Annotated in this window: 17 protein-coding genes and 1 pseudogene; 6 read left to right on the top strand and 12 right to left on the bottom strand. The window is 64.3% G+C overall.

Annotated elements, in window-relative coordinates; all coding sequences use genetic code 11:
* Positions 1–49 precede the first annotated feature (49 nt).
* Both AC0L3K_RS24595 and AC0L3K_RS24590 read left to right on the top strand, forming a co-directional pair.
* Entirely contained in the window at positions 50–1,018 is a 969-nt protein-coding gene (locus tag AC0L3K_RS24595; protein ID WP_007591994.1) for a LysR family transcriptional regulator, read from the top strand.
* Positions 1,019–1,260: 242 nt separating this feature from the next.
* Complete coding sequence (locus tag AC0L3K_RS24590) at positions 1,261–1,875, top strand: cupin (RefSeq protein ID WP_219683186.1); 615 nt, start codon at positions 1,261–1,263, stop codon at positions 1,873–1,875.
* A gap of 64 nt (positions 1,876–1,939) precedes the next feature.
* Here the strand turns inward: AC0L3K_RS24590 and AC0L3K_RS24585 are convergent, their stop codons facing one another.
* Together AC0L3K_RS24585 and AC0L3K_RS24580 are read right to left on the bottom strand one after the other, a co-directional pair.
* Complete coding sequence (locus AC0L3K_RS24585) at positions 1,940–2,641, bottom strand: Crp/Fnr family transcriptional regulator (protein ID WP_007591990.1); 702 nt, start codon at positions 2,639–2,641, stop codon at positions 1,940–1,942.
* 17 nt (positions 2,642–2,658) lie between these two features.
* On the bottom strand, positions 2,659–2,898 hold the full coding sequence (locus AC0L3K_RS24580; protein ID WP_007591988.1) for a hypothetical protein: 240 nt from the start codon (positions 2,896–2,898) through the stop codon (positions 2,659–2,661).
* A 173-nt stretch (positions 2,899–3,071) separates the two neighbouring features.
* On the opposite strand from AC0L3K_RS24580, the gene AC0L3K_RS24575 reads away from it, so the two are divergent.
* Positions 3,072–3,809 (top strand): Crp/Fnr family transcriptional regulator, encoded by a 738-nt coding sequence (locus AC0L3K_RS24575; protein ID WP_007591982.1) that lies wholly within the window; start codon positions 3,072–3,074, stop codon positions 3,807–3,809.
* Positions 3,810–3,812: 3 nt separating this feature from the next.
* Here AC0L3K_RS24575 and AC0L3K_RS24570 read toward each other — a convergent pair whose 3' ends face one another.
* From AC0L3K_RS24570 to lptF, 10 genes and pseudogenes are all read right to left on the bottom strand, one after another.
* Positions 3,813–4,535, bottom strand: a complete 723-nt coding sequence (locus AC0L3K_RS24570) for a Crp/Fnr family transcriptional regulator (protein ID WP_007591979.1) — start codon at positions 4,533–4,535, stop codon at positions 3,813–3,815.
* Positions 4,536–4,902: 367 nt separating this feature from the next.
* The gene (locus tag AC0L3K_RS24565) at positions 4,903–5,139 is read right to left on the bottom strand and encodes a hypothetical protein (protein WP_007591977.1); all 237 of its coding nucleotides are present in this window, start codon (positions 5,137–5,139) and stop codon (positions 4,903–4,905) included.
* 73 nt (positions 5,140–5,212) lie between these two features.
* A pseudogene (locus AC0L3K_RS24560) lies at positions 5,213–5,363 on the bottom strand (Flp family type IVb pilin).
* Positions 5,364–5,520: 157 nt separating this feature from the next.
* The gene (locus AC0L3K_RS24555; RefSeq protein ID WP_007591976.1) at positions 5,521–6,579 is read right to left on the bottom strand and encodes an alcohol dehydrogenase; all 1,059 of its coding nucleotides are present in this window, start codon (positions 6,577–6,579) and stop codon (positions 5,521–5,523) included.
* Positions 6,580–6,595: 16 nt separating this feature from the next.
* Positions 6,596–7,456: a 16S rRNA (adenine(1518)-N(6)/adenine(1519)-N(6))-dimethyltransferase RsmA gene (rsmA, locus tag AC0L3K_RS24550; protein WP_473367046.1), complete on the bottom strand. Its 861-nt coding sequence runs from the start codon at positions 7,454–7,456 to the stop codon at positions 6,596–6,598.
* Entirely contained in the window at positions 7,453–8,469 is a 1,017-nt protein-coding gene (gene pdxA / locus AC0L3K_RS24545) for a 4-hydroxythreonine-4-phosphate dehydrogenase PdxA (protein WP_219683184.1), read from the bottom strand. Before pdxA ends, rsmA begins: the two co-directional genes overlap by 4 nt.
* Entirely contained in the window at positions 8,469–9,395 is a 927-nt protein-coding gene (locus tag AC0L3K_RS24540) for a peptidylprolyl isomerase family protein (protein WP_007591973.1), read from the bottom strand. The genes pdxA and AC0L3K_RS24540 overlap by 1 nt, the downstream gene beginning before the upstream one ends.
* A gap of 69 nt (positions 9,396–9,464) precedes the next feature.
* Positions 9,465–11,954: an LPS-assembly protein LptD gene (locus tag AC0L3K_RS24535; protein ID WP_219683183.1), complete on the bottom strand. Its 2,490-nt coding sequence runs from the start codon at positions 11,952–11,954 to the stop codon at positions 9,465–9,467.
* Positions 11,954–13,051 carry an LPS export ABC transporter permease LptG gene (gene lptG / locus AC0L3K_RS24530; protein ID WP_007591971.1) on the bottom strand — a complete coding sequence of 366 codons (1,098 nt, stop codon included), beginning with the start codon at positions 13,049–13,051 and terminating at the stop codon, positions 11,954–11,956. The genes AC0L3K_RS24535 and lptG overlap by 1 nt, the downstream gene beginning before the upstream one ends.
* Positions 13,048–14,217, bottom strand: coding sequence for an LPS export ABC transporter permease LptF (gene lptF / locus AC0L3K_RS24525; RefSeq protein ID WP_473367045.1), 1,170 nt, complete (start codon positions 14,215–14,217; stop codon positions 13,048–13,050). The genes lptG and lptF overlap by 4 nt, the downstream gene beginning before the upstream one ends.
* A gap of 339 nt (positions 14,218–14,556) precedes the next feature.
* Here lptF and AC0L3K_RS24520 point away from each other — a divergent pair, with 339 nt between their 5' ends.
* The 3 genes from AC0L3K_RS24520 (at position 14,557) to AC0L3K_RS24510 (ending at position 17,176) form a co-directional block, all read left to right on the top strand.
* Positions 14,557–16,056: a leucyl aminopeptidase gene (locus AC0L3K_RS24520; protein ID WP_007591964.1), complete on the top strand. Its 1,500-nt coding sequence runs from the start codon at positions 14,557–14,559 to the stop codon at positions 16,054–16,056.
* Between the two features lie 6 nt (positions 16,057–16,062).
* Positions 16,063–16,515, top strand: a complete 453-nt coding sequence (locus AC0L3K_RS24515; protein ID WP_007591963.1) for a DNA polymerase III subunit chi — start codon at positions 16,063–16,065, stop codon at positions 16,513–16,515.
* Between the two features lie 166 nt (positions 16,516–16,681).
* Complete coding sequence (locus AC0L3K_RS24510; protein ID WP_198288228.1) at positions 16,682–17,176, top strand: hypothetical protein; 495 nt, start codon at positions 16,682–16,684, stop codon at positions 17,174–17,176.
* The last annotated feature ends 205 nt before the right edge of the window (positions 17,177–17,381 follow it).

Below are 17,381 nucleotides of genomic sequence, written 5' to 3'. Positions count from 1 at the left end.
AGAAAAGTTCTATTTCTCAATAGTTCTATTCCATTTCGGAAAGGGTCGCATGCTCGATGCATCCCAAATCAGCCGTCGGATCAAGCTGCGGCAGCTGAGCGTGTTTATCGCCGTCGTGGAATACGGGAGCATGGCGAAGGCGGCCGAGCACCTCGCCATTTCTCAGCCTGTCATATCCAAGATGCTCGCGAACCTGGAGCAAACGATCGGCCTTCCGCTTCTGGAGCGCAGCCGGCTCGGCGTTGAGCCCACGCTTTATGGCAAGGCCTTGCTCAAGCGCGGCATTGCTTTGTGCAACGATTTACGGAGCGGCGTGGACGAGTTGCAATCGCTCGCTGATCCCGCGGTGGGTGAATTGCGCATTGGCAGCACCGAGCCCGTGATGGCCGGATTACTGCCCGCCATCATCGACCGGCTATCACGGCAATATCCGAGGCTCGCGCTTCACATCATCGAGGGCGAACCGCCTGAGCTTCAGGATCGCCATCTGCGCAATCACGACATCGACCTCATGATAGGGCGCCTGCCGAGCTCGACGCCGGCTGCCGATACCGATGTTGAAGTGCTGTTGCACGAAAGCGGTGTCGTTGTTGCAGGCTTGCACAGTCCGTGGGTGCGGCGGCGCAAGATCCGCCTCGACGAGCTGGTCAACGAGCGTTGGTGCCTGCCGCCGCGCGAAAGCTTTCCGGGCGGCTGGATTGCCAACGCATTTCACGCCTCCGGGCTGGAGGTGCCACGTGCCAGCGTAACCGTGTATTCGGTCCTTATGCAGTCGGCGTTGCTTTCGTCGGAACGATTCCTGAGTTTCCTTCCGGCATCGATGTTGCACTTCAGCGCGAAGCGGCTGTCGATGAAGGTCTTACCCGTCGAAATGCCTATTCAGATGTGGCCGATCGGGATCATTGCGCTGAAGGGCAGAACGCCAAACCCTGCTCAGCGGCTGCTCGTCGAGTGCGCCCGAGAGGTCGCGAAGCCGCTCGCAGGTAAGCGAAACGCCTCGCCCAATCGGCGAAATTGAAACTGATCGTTCTTCTGCTTCTGCCACATCGCGTCGTTCCGCTCCTGCGCGGCCAACGTCGGCTACCGGGGTAAGGCGGTGGCCGTGCGAGCGCAGCGAGCATTCCAGAGAGCTGCCGCGGAACGATTTCTGGAATGCTTGTCTTCGCCGGAAGTGACGCCGAGGAGATAGCGCGGTCCAACCGGATCACCTCGGGAAACTTATCACCTCGGCCGCCGTTTAATTGCGGCTGAGGAGACGCCATGCCGATCAAGGACCAGATCAAAAATCTCGCCAAGAAGCTCGTCGAGGATCACCCCGACGCGGCAACGCTGCGGGCGCTCGTGCGGGCTCGGAAGCCGACAGCCATCCGCTTCCAGGACGATGGCATCGTGCCGAATAACCCGCATTTTCCAGTGTTGCTCTATCGCGGCGCGGTGAACCTGAAGACCCGGCGTTTTGCTCCAGAGGTCATCGTCGACACGCTGTTCGATAGTCATGGCTGGGGCCGCTCCTGGCGCGATACGGTGTATGACTTTGTCCACTACCATTCGCAGATCCACGAAGTGATGGGCGTGGCACGCGGCACGGCTAGGATCGAGTGCGGCGGGATCAAGGGGCGAATCCTGAGCGTGAAGGCCGGAGACGTTCTGGTTCTTCCCGCAGGGACCGGACACCGGCTGATCGAGTCCAGCCGGGACTTCCTGGTCGTCGGAGCGTATCCGCAGGAGGGGACGTATGACGAGTGCACCGACACGCGAGAGCGTCCTGACGCCAGCAAACGCATCGCCAAGGTCCGTAAGCCGAAGACCGATCCCGTGCTGGGTGCCGGCGGCCCGTTGCTCAAATCATGGCGGATAAAGCCATCGCGATCGTGACGCGGGGGATCGCTTTCGCTGTGCCGGTTCGAGGTGTCGTTCGTTGGAACGCCGGCCGTCTCGGTCAGGTCAGATAATCCGGCGTGAAATCCGCGAGCGCGCGGAGTTCGTCGGGTTGCAACAGCTCGATCTCGCTTCCCTCCCAGGCAATCAATCGGCGCCCTCTCAGCTCCTGGATGGTGCGATTGACGTGGACGATCGACAGTCCGCAGGCATCGGCGACATGCCGCTGCGTCATCGGCATTTGGAAGCGGCCGTTCTTGACGAGGCCCACGACCTCCAGCCTTGCGGCGAGTTCGCAGATCAGATGCGCCACCTTCGGCAACGCCGCCTGTGCGCCGAGGCGCGCGATCCATTGCCGCGAGATCGCCGCATCGATCAGCGTCTCGCGCCAGAACGCGCGGGTCAGGTGAATGGAGCTGTCGAGCAGCTGCTTGAGTTGGCTGTGTGCGACGTAGCCGACGATCGAGGGTCCAAGTCCGACGAGGTCCGCATCCATCGGCGACACCAGCAGCGTGTGCAGGCACGGCATGTCGCCGGGAACGTGGAAGGCGAGGATCTGGCTGCGATCGCCGACGATGCGAGCCTGGTAGAGGAAGCCGCTGACGATGAAAACGCAGCGGGAGGCATCTTCACCCTGGCGCAGCACGATCTCGCCGTCGGAGACCTGGCGCAGCGTGGACGGCAGACCCGCGATCTGGCGGCGTTCGTCTTCTGAGAGGCCTTCAATCGCCTGGAGATGCGCGATGAACTTCGGGTGCGGCATGGTGAGGAGGAGGGGTTTCAGTCGTCACGCGGCACGGCCGGTTCGAGCAGGCGTTGGGAGAGTTTTGCGATGGTCCAATCGGACACGGGAACCGCCTGGAACTCGCGGATGGCGTGCGCAAGCTCCTGATCCGACATCGGCCGCGCCGGCTGCTTCAACCTGCCTTGCAGGAAGGCAGCGCTGATACTGTCCAGGTGCTCGCCCGAATCCGTAGCGAACAGGTGGCGAATGCGTTTCAGGATCGTCGTAGGGCTCATGCGAAGGGCGGGGGCAGTCAGCGATCGAGGGATGGTGGGGCTGCGACCCTGTACCGTCGCAAACCGGTAGCAACCTGTGCTTCCGTCTCGCGTTCTAGTCCGCTGGATTCGGGCCAGATGTATCATTTGATCGAACCGGCAGGATTTTTGGCGGGACGCATGGAACGGGACACATGGAAAAAGCCCATGACGTGCTGATCCGGAACCTCGGCGAGCACACCGCGCTTGCACAGGAGGATGTCGCCGAAATTCGCGGGCTGACTTTTGTGCAGCGCGAGTTCGCGCCGAATGAGGATTTCATCCGTCAGGGCGACGAACCCGAGCATTCGGCGCTGGTCGTCTCCGGCATGATCGCCCGCTACCATCTGCTCGACAGCGGCAGGCGGCAATATCTCGCGTTCCATTTGTCTGGAGACCTGCCGGACTCCCAGGGACTGTTCATCGACCAGATGGACCATGGGCTGTGTGCGCTCGGGCCTGCCTCGGTGGCGTTCATCCCGCATCGCGAATTGTTCATTGCCTTTCGGCGACGACCGACCTTCGCACTGTCGGTCTGGCGCGAGACGCTGCTCGATGCCGCTATCTTTCGCGAGGCCATCACCAACAATAGCGCCCGGCCGATGCACGCGCGCATGGCGCACCTGTTCTGCGAGCTGTTCTACCGCGCCCGCGCCGCGCAGCTCGTCCGCGGCAATCGCTGCCGTCTGCCGATCAGCCTGGCGCAGCTCGGCGAGACGCTGGGCATGGCGATCGCGACGGTGAACCGGACGCTCGCCGAGCTCAGGCGGAGCGGGACCATGGACATGCGCGACGGCGAGCTGATCGTCCTGAAATGGCGCGAACTGCAGCGGCTCGGAGGCTTCAGTCCGACCTATCTGCACTTGAAGCGCCAATCGCCGCCGCATGCGTGAGACCTAAAGCGAACCGTCCGCGGCCGTGCGTCCCATCACCTCGTCAAAGTGCTTCTTCACCCAGTCGTTGCAGGAGCAGGCTCTGGCTTCGAGCGCCGGCGCATCCAGGATCAGGATGGCGCCACGGCGTGTCGCGAGGATCTGCCTCGCCTTGAACATCTGGATGACGCGGCTGGCATAGCTGCGGGAGACGCCGAGCATGCCGGCAAGCTGCTCATGGGTGAGGGGGATCTCGGGGCCGCCGACGTGCTCCTGCGCGGAGATGATCCACTTGGCGGCGCGCTGCTCGATCGAATGCGCGGCATTGCAGGCCGCGATCTGGAGCAGCTGTGCGAACTGGCAGTCGCCATAGCGCGAGAAGACCTGGTGGAGCGTGGCCGACCTCTGCTGGGCCTGCTCGAGCGCGCGGTGCGGCAACCGCATCAGGGTCCCGCCCAGCTTCACGACGATGCGCGAATAGGCCAGCGAGGCGCTGCGGCCGGCGGCAATGCCCACCGCGCCCTCGCGCCCGACCAGCAGGCTTTCAACCTCGCGATCGTCCTCGACTGGCACGGCGAACGACACGAGCGTGGAGCGGCAGGGAAAATGGACCGCCGCGACCTCGTCGCCGGCGTGATACAGGATGTGGTTCGCCTCGAGTTCGACCGGCTGGAGGTGCGGTGCGAACAGTTCGAAATCCGTGCGGCTGAGCCGCTGGAGAAGATCGTTCTGGGGCCGACCGGTCACATGTCTTGCTCTGGCCGGGAATCGGCGCCCGCCAGAACCCTACGTTTCCGTGACGGAGCCGACGGTTCCAAAGTGCACACAAGGCGTTTTTCAAGCGTTGAAAAGATGGCCTCCGGCTTACGGAATTCCGGAAAATTCTGGCGCGGCGCATGGCACGCGAGGCAAATGGCGCAGCCGAACCCAGCGGCCTTCAACTTTACGAGCTCTGTGCAGGAGTGCACACAGCAGGAGCGCGGATCAGCGTAGCGTGCTCGTCGCGGAGCGCCGCAGCCCGTGCGCTCTGCCCGACGGACCGCCGGCCTATATCTCAAACGCCGCCGGGCCGGCGGGCCCGAGGGCGGCCAGGATGTTCATCACCCGACGTTCGTCACCCGAAGCGTGCTTCGCAATCGTGCGCGGGCCGGCTTTTTTCCGCGTGGGCGCGATAGGCATCGATCGCCCTGTTGGCGAGCATCAGTTGCCGGCGTTCACCGGTCCTGAGCTGGGCCTCAATGGCGTCGAGCAGGACGTTCGCCGTCTCGTCCGGAGAGCCGAGCTGTCCGCTCTGCTCCAGGAAGCTCCAGGCGATGAAGAATGCGTTCTCGACGGTGCAGCGAATGGACATGGCTGCCAACGCGGCGCGGCCATTGCCGTTCCGCGGGACAGACGAATGCCGTGAATTAGCGCGCGTGCCCGCGTTACTTCAGTGAGCTGCTGATCGAGGTGAACTTCTGCGCCGAGATTGTTGACGACGGCGATGATCGCCAGTGCGATGCCTGCGGCGATCAGGCCGTAGTCGATCGCGGTGGCGCCGGACTCGTCGGCAAGGAAGCGGCGGATGGTCTGCATGGTCTTGCCAGAATTCCAAAAGAGAGCTGGCGAGGACCATAATCCGCAGAGATCAGGTTCCCCAATTTGGAACACCGGCTTGCGTCAATTTCGAGTGAATCGCGATGATTGAAGCCGGCGGCGAGATGACCCCGCCGCCTCGCGCTTCTCGCGCATGCTAATTCTTGAGCACGATGCGGCCGACGACCTTGCCGGCGCGAAGCTCGTCGATCCAGGTCTGCACGTCGCCCATCGGCTCCTCGCGCATCGGCGTCGGCTTGATCTTGCCGGCGCGGGCGAGCGCCATCAGCTCGTGAGCCTCGGTGAGCGTGCCGACCATGAAGCCCTCGATGGTCATGCGCTTGTAGACCCATTGCACCATCGGCAACGTGAACTGGCCGCCCATCAGGCCGGAGACCACGATCTTGCCGCCGCGCGCGGCGACGGCGACCGCGAAAGCCATGGACTTCTCGTTGCCCGCGAAATCGACGATCTCGTCGAAGCCGCCATCGGTTTCCTTGAGGATGCGCTTGATCACGTCGGGCTCGGCCGGATTGTAGGCCGCCGCCGCGCCGTTCTTCAGCGCGGTTTCCCGCGCGGCACCGCTGAGGTCGGCGACCGTGATCGGCTGCTTGAACATGGCCGCCGCGAAGGAAAGGCCCATCATGCCGACACCGCCGAGGCCGATCAGCAGGAGATTGCGCTGGCGCGGTCGGTCGACCAGGCGCTTGAGCGCGCCATAGGCGGTGACGCCGGAGCACATCAGCGTCGCGGCCTGGTTGACGGGCAGGGGATCGTAGTCGAGCAGATATTTCGCGTCAGGCACCAGCACGTGGGTGGCGAAGCCGCCGTCGATGGAGACGCCAAGAAAGCGCTGCCTGGCGCAGAGGTTCTCGTCGCCATTGGCGCAGTCGCGACACTGGCCGCAACCGATCCACGGAAACACCGCCTTCTTGCTACCGACGAGACCGGCGAACACTTCGGGGCCGACTTCGTCGACCACGCCTGCGATCTCGTGGCCGAGCGTGAAGGGCAGCGTCATGCCGCGCGTGGTGTCGAGCTTCTTGCCGCCGCCGAGATCGGCGTAGCCGTCCTGGATGTGCAGATCGGAGTGGCAGAGGCCGCAGCGCTCGATGCGCACCAGCACCTCGCGTCCTTGCGGCTTCGGCGTGTCGACGATGGTCTCGCAGAGCGGCGCATCGAACTTGACGAGGGACTGCCGACGCATCAACGCCATATTTCTTCCTCCGAAATTATCTCTCTGTTTCGCTGCGTATATTGGCCAATTCACGGGCCATGGCAACAAAGCCGGAAATCGGAACGGTCTCGGCGCGCCGCGTCGCATCGACGCCGGCAGCTGCGGCGAGCCGCGCGGGATCGGCGCCGAGCGACTTCAGACTTTGTCGCAGCATCTTGCGGCGCTGGCCGAACGCGGCGGCGGCGACCTGTTCGAGCAGCTTGCGATCGCAGGCGAAAGGGTTTTCGCGCGGGATCAGTCGCACGACGGAAGACGTGACCTTCGGCGGCGGCACGAAGGCGGACGGCGCGATGTCGAACAGGATCTTGGTCTCGCAGCGCCAGTTGGCGAGCACGCCGAGCCGGCCGAAGGCCTCCTCGTCCTCGCGCGCCACGATACGCTCGCCGACCTCGCGCTGGAACATCAGGACCATCATGTCGTACCAGGGCGGCCAGGGCTCGGTGGTGAGCCAGCCGACGAGGAGGTGGGTCGCGATGTTGTAGGGCAGGTTCGCGACGATTTTTGCTCTTTCGCCGGATAGCAGCGGGCGCGGGTCGAAGCTCATGGCGTCGCCATGCACGATATCGAGACGGCCGGGATAGCGCGCTGAAATTTCCTGCAAGGCAGGGATCGCCCGCTCGTCGTGCTCGATAGCGATGACGCGTCTGGCGCCGAGCGCGAGCAAGGCGCGCGTCAACCCGCCCGGGCCGGGGCCGATCTCGATGATGGTGGAATCCTCGAGCGGAGCCGCCGCACGCGCGATGCGCGCGGTGAGATTGAGGTCGAGGAGGAAGTTCTGGCCGAGCGATTTGCGCGCCGACAAGGCGTGCTGGCGAATGACCTCGCGAAGCGGCGGGAGGTCGTCGATCGCGCTCATCGGGTTTTCGCAGCCGCCATCCGGCTCGCGAGCCTCAACGCAGCGATCAGGCTTGCCGGATTGGCCTTGCCGGTGCCGGCGATGTCGAAGGCGGTGCCGTGATCGGGCGAGGTGCGGATGAAGGGCAGGCCGAGCGTGACGTTGACCGCGTCGTCGAAGGCCACCGTCTTGATCGGGATCAGCGCCTGGTCGTGGTACATGCAGACGGCGCAGTCATAGCTGTTTCGCGCGGCTTCGTGGAACATGGTGTCGGCGGGGAGCGGTCCCTTCGCCTCGATCCCGTCGCTGCGCAACGTCTTGATCGCCGGCGCGATCACGGTCTGCTCCTCGTGGCCGAGCGAGCCGTCCTCGCCCGCGTGCGGATTGAGGCCGGAAATCGCGATGCGCGGATTCGCGATGCCGAAGCGGGATTTGAGTTCGGTCGCGACGATGCGCACGGTCGAGACGATCAGCTCGCTGGTGAGCTGGGCCAGTGCATCGCGCAAGGAGACGTGGATGGTCACGGGCACCACGGCGAGCCGCGGCGACCACAGCATCATCACCGGCTGCGGCACGCGGCCGTCTTCCGCGGCGAGCTCGGCGAGGAATTCGGTATGGCCGGGATGGCGGAAGCCGGCGCGATAGAGCACGCTCTTGGCGATCGGATTGGTGACGACGGCACCGGCGCGGCCCTCGCGGACATCCGTGACCGCCTGGCGGATCGAGGCGAGGGCGGCGGGCGCGCTCGATGCGTCCGGCTTGCCGGGCTCGGCGCTCGCGGGCTCGCCGGTCGCAACCACGGGCAGCGCCTCGGGGAAGGCGGCCTTGGCCTCGCCCGCGCTTACCGAAGCAATCCTGATATTGGCGCCGAGCGCCTTGGCGCGGCGGGCGATCAGCGCCTCGTCGCCGAGCAGATAAAAGGCAGGCAGGTCCAGTTCGCTGCGCTTGAGCCAGGCTGCGATGGTGATGTCGGGGCCGATGCCGGCAGGCTCTCCCAGCGTCAGGGCGAGGGGCTTGGCGGGCTGCTGGGCCATCAGCGGTTGCGATACTCGATCATCGCCGCTTTGCGGAGCTCCTCGAGATAGGCCTTCTGGGTCTTCTCGTACTTCTCCTGATACATCTTCTCGCGGACCTCGCGCTTCTTCGGCGTGTCGATCATGGTCGGCTTGCGCGAGCACAGCACCACCATCTCGATGCCCGCCTTGGTCGTCTCGGGAGCGGTCAGGTGGCCGATCGGCGTGTCGTCGAGCACCTTGCGCAGCGCCTCGGGCAATTCCGCCGTGGTCTTGGTGACGGTGTCGCGGATCGTGGCGTTCGGCGTGGAGCGGAACAACGAATTGGCTTCTTCGCAGCTTCCGACGCGCGAGCGATATTGCTCGGCTTCCTTATGCCGCGTCTCCAGGAACGCCGGCGACGAGCCGCGCGGCACGAGCAGCACGATCGGCTGCATCTTGTATTCGGTCCCCTCGATCTGCAGCTTGTCGCCGGTCTGGGCCTGCACGGCCTGCGCGACGTCCTTCTCGCCGACCAACAACTTCTCCTTGAAGCGGCCGCGCACGAGGCTGGTCCAGACCATCTCGGCCTTCATGCGGTTCTTCAGGGTTTCGGGGCGGACGCCCTTGACCTCGAGCGACTTGGTGAGCTGGTCCGGCGAGATGCGCATGCGCTGCGCCATGCCCTCGTAGGACTGGTTGATGTCGGAGACACCGGGGTCGACCCCGTATTTCTTGCCTTCCTTCATCTTCACCCGGTCGTCGATCAGCTCGTTGATGACCTCCTGACGGGCCGGTGTCTTCTGCGTCGTCAGCTGGTCGAGCTTGGAGCGCTGCTCGACGTCGAAGTCGGTGATGGGATCGCCGTTGACCATCACGACGATGTTCTGCGCGCGCGACGGCGCGCCGGCCAGGAGCAGGGCGGCGAGGACGAGGAAGAGGCGGAAGACAGGCAATGAGATCGTCATATTTGTCGCTCGCATGTCAGCCGCGGTGAACCTGCGATCGGGAACACGCGGCCGGCACCTTCAAACCGTTCACTGGAGACCGCCGCCGGAACTGCTGGTCGTCGCTGTGTTCGCCAGCGTGCGCAGGCCGATCTGGAACATGATCGCGTGGTTCAGCACGGGCGGCGCCGCGCCTGCGGAATAGCTATACGCAGTTACATAGTTCAAGCCGAGCACAAAGCAATCGTCGACGTAGCCGGCGCCGAGCACATACTGATTGATCTTGTTGGCCTCCAGGTCCCAGCGCGCCGAGCCCGTGACCACCCAGTTGGCCGCGACCTTGATCGAGCCCGACGTCAGGATGCCCTCGCGGCGGGTCAGATAGCCGAGTTCCGGCTGGGCCGCGTAATTGCCGTACAGCATGCTGACGGACCAGCGGTTGAAGTTGGCGCGGCCTTCCGCCTCGAAGCGCTGGATGTTCCAGGTCTGCTCGTCCATGCGCGAGCGAACGCTGAACGTATAGGTGCTGTTGGGCGAATAGGCGGCGCTCGCCACATAGTCGGAGCGCGGCCTCTGCAGACCGGAATCCACGCCAGTATTGATGGAGTCCTGGACCGCAAAGGAGTTCATGCCGAACAGCTGGTAGGACTGGCCGAACAGCGTCTTGATGGCGCCGCCCCTGTCGAATTGCGTGGTGGACTGCACGCCGACATTGGCGCGGCCGCCGCCCTCGACACGGTCGTAACCGGAGAACTTGTCGACGCTGAACAGATTCGAGGCGTCGAACACCATGCTCTGCGCGTCCTCGTTGGGGAGCTTGCCGGCATAGGTCTCGTTCGGCCGGATGATGATCTGCGCGATCGGCTCGATGGTGGTCGAGCCCCAAGGCTGAACGTTGATGAAGGGGTAGCGGTATTCGAGGCCCACGGTCGGCATCAGGCGGAACGCCTGGGTGTCGCCGACAGGAAGATAGTTCGACACGCCCGGCTGGTTGGAGACCGAGGAGTTGATCGCGTCGGCGCGGAGAATGGCGAACGGGGTCCAGATTTCACCGAATGGATCGGTGAAGGACTTGCGCCACTGCGCTTCGGCCGTCAGGCGGGTGTAGGTGCCGGGGAAGCCGCGCAGCAGGCACTGCGACGGCGTGCGCGCGAGCGGATCGGCCGACACCGTCGTGCACAGGCCATTGGTGTTGGCGAGCGTCGTAATCGGATCGAACACCGCGGTGTCACGCGACAGGTTCACGAAATTGGTCTTGTAGCTGAACTCGCCGCCGAAGACCGGATAGTTCAGCACGTTCGAGTAGTCGATCACGGGGTAGACGACCGGCACCTGGCTCTGATTGCCCGAGTAACTCAGCCAGTACATCGTGCGCGCGTCGAAGAAGCTACGATTGCCGACACCGGTCAGGTAAAGCTGCGAGAGTGCATCCGTCGGCAGATACAGGAACGAGCCCAGCGGATCGCGATATTGCGACAACCGATAGTCCGAGAAGAAATAGTAGTCGGACATCAGGACACCGTCCCAACCCCAGACCCATTTGTCGTTCAGCGCGAACTGACCCTTGGTGTCGACGGCGCCGCGGAACTGCTTGTCGCCGGGCTGGCCGGCGAGCGCGCTGCGGTCGAGCTGGTCGATGCCGTAGACGCGGATCTGATAGGCGCCGTCCATCAGGCGCTGGCGGAATTCGGCCTGGAACAGCACGCCCTGCTTGGACGTGATGCGCGGGCTGAAGGTCGCGTCCATGTCGGGTGCGATCGCCCAGTAGAACGGAACCTCGACGCCGTAGCCGAACGGCGTATTCGACGTGAAGCCCGGCATCAGGAAGCCGGTCTTGCGCTTCACGGTCGGGTCGGGCGTCGAGAAATAGGGCATATAGGCGATCGGCACGCCGAAGAATTCGAGCTGCGCCGTCTCGAAATACAGCATCTTCTCCTGCTGGTCGTGGATGATGCGCGCACCCTTGACCTGCCATAGCGGCGGCTTCTTCGGGTCGTCCTTGCACGGCGCGCAGGCCGTGTAGACGCCGTTCTCGAACACCGTGTAGTTGCCGCTGGAGCGATCGGAGCGGCTCGCCGCCATGCGGGTCTGGTCGGCCGTGTCAACGCGCAGCGAATCGACGAAGCCGTCACGGTAGTCGTCGGAAAGGTCCAGGATCTCGGCATAGGTGATCTTGCCGTCGGCATCCGTCATCCGGATGTTGCCTTCGGCATGGAGCCGCTTGGTCTTCTGGTCGTAGATGACCTTGTCGGCCTCGACGCTGGTGCCGTTGTAGAACAGCTGGACGTTACCGACCGCGGAGACGCGCGAATTGTTGTAGTCGTAGTCGACCTCGGTCGCCTGAACCAGCATCTGGTTGTCGTTGACGGCCTTCGGCGGCTTCGCACGCGGCGGCAGCGGATTGTAGGTGAAGCTCTGGGCGGAGGCCGGCGCCACGGCGGCAACGTCCATCAGGCCACCGAGCGATGCCATGGCGGCGACAGCAAGCAGGAACCTGCGAATGGACAAGCCACACCCGTTCGCGCGCACCAATGTGCGCCGCGTCAAACGAGACACGGATCCTCGGTGGACGGCCGTCACTATCCGTCCTCCTGATACAGCAAGGCCAAAAAGCCGGTGAGGCCGCCCACCACCACGGGCAACCACGCCGCAGCGATCGGATGCATCAACTCAGCCTTGCTCAAATCTTCAGTCACTTTCGACAGAACGTAGAGCAGAAAGCCTGCGCCCACGCCACTCAAAACCATCTTCTGCACGCCGCCCATCCGGAAGAAGCGCAACGACACGGAAGCCGCGAGCATCACCATGGCCGCAAGCAAAAACGGCTGTGCCAGAAGCTTCTGATACTGGAGTCGGTATCCGGCTGTCGCGAAGCCCGAGCTTTCGGAAGAGCGGATGTAGCTCGGTAGTTGCCAAAAGGACACAGTCTCGGGTGTGGAAAAGCTGTTGCGGACCTGCGCCTCGGTCAGCGTCGTCGGAATCTCCAGGCTGGCCTGATCGACCGGCGGCGAATCCAGCGAGAAGCGGCGGACGCCCTTGAACAGCCAACGGCCGGCCTCGAGTGTCGCCTCTCGCGCCTCGATGCGCTCCTTGAAGTGCTGCTCTGTGTCAAACCGGAACAGCGTGAGTCCCGTGAGCCGGATACCCTGCTGCTCGCTGCGCGCCGCGTTGATGATGGTCTGGCCGTCATTGGTGACCTGATTGAGCCAGAAGCCGGAGGCGTCCTGAATACCGCCGCCGGGCGCCGAGCCGAACAGCTCGGCTTCCATGCGCTTGGAGAGCTCGCGCAGATTGGCCGACATCGGATTGTAGGCGACGGTGGCGATCACTCCGATCAGGAGCGCGCTGCCGAGCGCCGGCGAGATGAATTGCCATGCGGAGACGCCGGCAGCGCGCGCGACCACGAGCTCGAGCCGGCGGGAGAGGGCGAGATAGCAGGTCATGGCGCCGATCAGCATGCAGAACGGCGTCAGCTTCTCCAGCAGCTGCGGCACGCGGAACAGCGAGGTCTCGGCCACCATGACCGCGGAGGCGGATGCGAGGCCCGAAGTCTTGCGCACCATCTCGATGTAATCGACCAGCACCAGCAACAGAAAAATGCTGGCGAACACGCCGAGCGCCGCGACCACGAAACGGCCGGCGAAATAGCGCCCGAGTGTGTTGGTGAGCATGCTCATGCGACGGCCGGCCGTCGGAACAGCCGCGCGATGCGCGCGTTCGACCTGTTGATGGCCTCCATGAGGCGCGGCGGCGGTTCGACCACAAGGCCGCCGATGATGATCGCCATCCCGATGCCGATGGCACCAATGACCATCGCATATTGGACCAGCACCGCGCCGGGCGATTTCACCGCCATCACCGAGCAGGCAAAGCCGGCCATGCGCAGGCCGAACACGGCGAAGATCGATGAGCCCATCGAGAAATTGCGGCTCTGGCGGGTGGTGCGAGGCGCACCCAGAAACGCGAAGGTCAGCACGGCAAAGGCGAAGGGATAGATCGGCGCCAGCAGGCTGTCATGCAATGCCGAGCGGAACTGGCCGGGAATCTGCTTGTAGACGGGATCGTCCTCGGACGGCGAGAGCAGCTCCCAGAGATAACGCTCGCGGATGCCGAGGGTGACGTCGCGGCCCTGGCCCGAGAACTTGGACATGTCGAAGCCGTAGCGGCCGAACGCCACCAGCGCGGGATCGCGCTTGCCGGCCTCGAAGCGCTGGAGATTGCCGGTCTCCAGCACCAGGAACGATCCGTTCTCGTTCTTCATGACTTCGCCGTGCTCGGCGACGATCGAGACCCGCTCGTTCGGATCGCGGCGGTCGTCGATGAAGATGCCGGCGAGGATGCCGCCGGGCTGGCGTTCGCGAATCCTGATCGTCAGGTTCTTGTCGAGCTGGGCGAAGCGGCCGGGCTGCATGATGTTGGTAAGCACGTCGGCGGTGATCTCGGCGTCCCACTGCTTGATCCGCCGCATGCCATCGGGAGCGAGATAGGCCGCGATGAAGGCGACCAGCAGCGCCACCACGCAGGTGGCGTAGAAGAACGGATAGAACAGCCGGAACGGCGAGAAGCCGGCGGCATTCATCACGATGATCTCGGAATCGGTCGCAAGCTTGTTCAGCGTATGCGAGATCGCGATCATCAGCGCGATCGGCGAAATGATCAGGACCAGCGCGGGCACGACGAGGCTGGTGATGCCGAGGAAGGTCAGGATGGTCTGACCCTGGCTCGTCATCAAGTCGATGCCGCGCAACGCTTGCGTAATCCAGATCACGCCCGTGAGGCTGACCAGGACCAGCGCAAACGACGCGAGCGTCGTGCGGAAGATATACCTATCGATTGACCCCATGCGCTACCGCACGAATCCCACCAAGTCCCCAATGCCGGCCGGAATTCCGGCTGTCCAACCAATCCCCGCAAGGGGATCCCCAAGGTCGGTCAACCATCTCATCCGCCGGCTTACTCTCTCAGTACCATCCCTTTGATCCGTCAACAAAATGGCTGCCCCGTGGCACCCTCAATATATGGTTAATATTTCCCTCGTTGTGGCCCCTCGGCCACGGGGGGTGCTTGGCATCGACCGGGCCGGTGGCCCATAGTGCGTTACGCCCAGTGAATCGCCGTTCAGCTCCGGCCCGTGGCAGGGACTGCCGATCGGTAAAAGCGCAACGTTTTTGAGGAGTTACTCATGTCCGATGCCATCAAGGTCGGCTTCGTTCCATTATCTGCCGCCGTCCGTGGCATCATGGTCGTGTTCTGCGACGACAGCCTGAAGCTCGGGCCGGCGACCGCCAAGGCCCTCGGCGGGGCCACCGAACTCGTGAAGCGGGCGGCGACCGCCGCCGCCTTCAAGGGCAAAAGCGGCGCTGCGCTCGACATCCTAGCGCCGGAGGGCGTGAAGGCCACCCGCCTGATCGTGATCGGCGCCGGCAAGGCGGCCGGCCTGAAGGCCAACGACTTCCTCAAATTCGGCGGCGTGGCGGCGAGCAAGCTTCCGGCCGGGGTGGCGGCCATGACCATCATGGCGGAACTGCCCAATGGCGCCATGACGAGCGAGCAGGCGGTCGCGATCGCCTCGGGCCTGCGGCTGCGCACCTACAAATTCGACCGCTACAAGACCAAGAAGAAGGACGGCGAGGAGGGCGGCACGCGCGCCGACGTCTCGTTTGCGGTCGGCGACGTGGTCGTCGCGAAGAAGGCGTTTGCATCGGCGGCTGCGATCGTGGACGGCGTGATCATTGCGCGCGACCTCGTCAACGAGCCGCCGAACGTGCTTTTTCCCGAGGAGTTCGCGCGCCGCGCAGGCCTGCTCCGCAAGCTCGGCGTCAAGATCGAGGTGCTCGACGTCAAGGCGATGGACAAGCTCGGCATGGGCGCGCTGCTCGGCGTCGGCCAGGGCTCGGCGCGGCCGAGCCGCACCGTGATCATGCGTTGGGACGGCGGCAAGAAAGGTGAGGCGCCGGTTGCCTTCGTCGGCAAGGGCGTCTGCTTCGACACCGGCGGCATCTCGATCAAGCCGGCCGGCAGCATGGAGGACATGAAGGGCGACATGGGAGGCGCTGCCTGCGTCGTCGGCCTGATGCATGCGCTCGCCGCACGCAAGGCCAAGGTCAACGTCGTCGGCGCCATCGGCCTCGTCGAGAACATGCCGGACGGCAACGCGCAGCGCCCGGGCGACATCGTCACCTCGATGTCGGGACAGACCATCGAGATCATCAACACCGACGCGGAAGGCCGCCTGGTGCTTGCCGATGTGCTCTGGTACGTCGCCAAGAAAACCAAGCCGAAATTCATGGTGGATCTGGCGACGTTGACCGGCGCCATCGTGGTCGCGCTCGGCACCGAGCATGCCGGCATGTTCTCCAACAATGACGAGCTTGCCGAGCGGCTGCTGGCGGCCGGCATCGAGAGCGGCGAGAAGGTCTGGCGCCTGCCGCTTGGCCCCGAATACGACAAGCTGATCGACTCCCAGTTCGCCGACATGAAGAACACCGGCGGACGCCATGGCGGCTCGATCACCGCGGCGCAGTTCCTCCAGCGCTTCGTGGACGGCACGCCTTGGGCGCATCTCGATATCGCCGGGACCGCCATGGGCGCGCCGAAGACCGACATCAACCACAGCTGGGGAAGTGGCTATGGCGTTCGCTTGCTCGACCGTCTGGTCGCCGACCATTACGAGCGCAAATGACCCGAGATGACTGAAGTCCTTTTCTACCATCTGCAAAACATGACGGTGGAGAACGTGTTGCCGCCCCTTCTCGAGAAATCGCTCGAGCGCGGCTGGCGCGTCGTGGTGCAGTCGACTTCGCCGGAGCGCGCCGATGCGCTCGACGCCCATTTGTGGACCTATCGCGACGATTCCTTCCTGCCGCACGCGACCTGGCGGGTGAGCGACGCCGCCGAACAGCCGATCGTGCTGGCGGTCGAGGATGACAATCCGAACGGTGCCAATGTCCGCTTCCTCGTCGACAACGCCGCGCTGCCGCAGGACGCGCAGGGCTATGAGCGCATGGTGCTGCTGTTCGACGGGGACGATCCGGACGCACTTGCGTTCGCCCGCAGCGCCTGGACGGATTGCAAGGCGCGGGGATTTGATGTCACCTATTGGCAGGCCGACGAGCGGGGCCGATGGCAGAAGCGGAATTAGCGGTCGCTCGCAATTAATGATAATTTGCACTTTTCGGGGGATGATGGCTTTTGTCACCTTCGTGCCGCAAAGTGGTGTTGGTACAATTGCTTAGGGCCGATCCTTCACTCGGGGAAATTAGTTTATCGTGCGACATCAAAAGCTTCCCAGCTCGCTCATAGTTGCGTTGGCGGCCATAGCCCCGCTGGTCGCGGGCTGTTCGGGCGGGACCGATCTGTTGTCCAGGGATGCCCAGTGGTTCAACACGCCCAGCCGCCTGTTCATCAAAAGCATCTCGATCGAGTCGCCGCCGCTAACCCCCGACAAGCCGGTTGGGGCCGAGGATCTGGTCAGCGCCGACGGGGCTTGTGCCGGCATGGCGCCGCCGCCCGGGCCGGCTGATGCGAATGCGTCGACGACCGCGCCGGCTCCCATGGGCGGCACCGTCGCGCTCGGCCACACCGAATGCGATGTGGTGCGCGGCATCGGCGCGCCCTCGAGCGTCAACCTCTCCGGTGATGCCGCCGGCAGGCGCGTTGCGGTCGTGACCTGGACGACCGGTCCGCGCGCCGGCATCTACACCTTCACGGCCGGCCGCCTGTCCTCGATCGAGGGCACGCCGGAGGCGCCGGTCATGCCGAAGGCGACCAAGCCGAAGCCGAAGAAGAAGTCGGCGGCGTAACGGGTTTGGCCTTTTGCCCTGATGCTGGTTGCAGCTGTCGCTGCGATCGGCCGCGCATGCTTGCCCCTATCGTCAAGCGATTTTGCATCCATTGATTGCGATGGGCGGGCGTGAATCGTGACCTCTCCGTTCTCGCTCGCCGGCGATCTTGTTCGCGAGTTTCGACATCGCGGATGCCGACCTTCGCCCAAAGCGTCTTCATTGC

It is taken from the genome of Bradyrhizobium sp. MI1.10, assembly GCF_055811035.1.
The sequence above is the reverse complement of the archived record's forward strand: the minus strand, read 5'-3'. Positions and strand labels throughout refer to the sequence as shown.

Coding starts and splice junctions, on each gene's coding strand:
- AC0L3K_RS24565 (WP_007591977.1), bottom strand. CDS start 5,139: ATGTCCATTCGCTGCACCGTCGAGAACGCATTCTTCATCGCCTGGAGC.
- AC0L3K_RS24520 (WP_007591964.1), top strand. CDS start 14,557: ATGTCCGATGCCATCAAGGTCGGCTTCGTTCCATTATCTGCCGCCGTC.
- AC0L3K_RS24515 (WP_007591963.1), top strand. CDS start 16,063: ATGACTGAAGTCCTTTTCTACCATCTGCAAAACATGACGGTGGAGAAC.
- AC0L3K_RS24580 (WP_007591988.1), bottom strand. CDS start 2,898: ATGAGCCCTACGACGATCCTGAAACGCATTCGCCACCTGTTCGCTACG.
- lptF (WP_473367045.1), bottom strand. CDS start 14,217: ATGGGGTCAATCGATAGGTATATCTTCCGCACGACGCTCGCGTCGTTT.
- AC0L3K_RS24595 (WP_007591994.1), top strand. CDS start 50: ATGCTCGATGCATCCCAAATCAGCCGTCGGATCAAGCTGCGGCAGCTG.
- pdxA (WP_219683184.1), bottom strand. CDS start 8,469: ATGGCCCAGCAGCCCGCCAAGCCCCTCGCCCTGACGCTGGGAGAGCCT.
- lptG (WP_007591971.1), bottom strand. CDS start 13,051: ATGAGCATGCTCACCAACACACTCGGGCGCTATTTCGCCGGCCGTTTC.
- AC0L3K_RS24555 (WP_007591976.1), bottom strand. CDS start 6,579: ATGGCGTTGATGCGTCGGCAGTCCCTCGTCAAGTTCGATGCGCCGCTC.
- rsmA (WP_473367046.1), bottom strand. CDS start 7,456: ATGAGCGCGATCGACGACCTCCCGCCGCTTCGCGAGGTCATTCGCCAG.
- AC0L3K_RS24575 (WP_007591982.1), top strand. CDS start 3,072: ATGGAAAAAGCCCATGACGTGCTGATCCGGAACCTCGGCGAGCACACC.
- AC0L3K_RS24585 (WP_007591990.1), bottom strand. CDS start 2,641: ATGCCGCACCCGAAGTTCATCGCGCATCTCCAGGCGATTGAAGGCCTC.
- AC0L3K_RS24590 (WP_219683186.1), top strand. CDS start 1,261: ATGCCGATCAAGGACCAGATCAAAAATCTCGCCAAGAAGCTCGTCGAG.
- AC0L3K_RS24540 (WP_007591973.1), bottom strand. CDS start 9,395: ATGACGATCTCATTGCCTGTCTTCCGCCTCTTCCTCGTCCTCGCCGCC.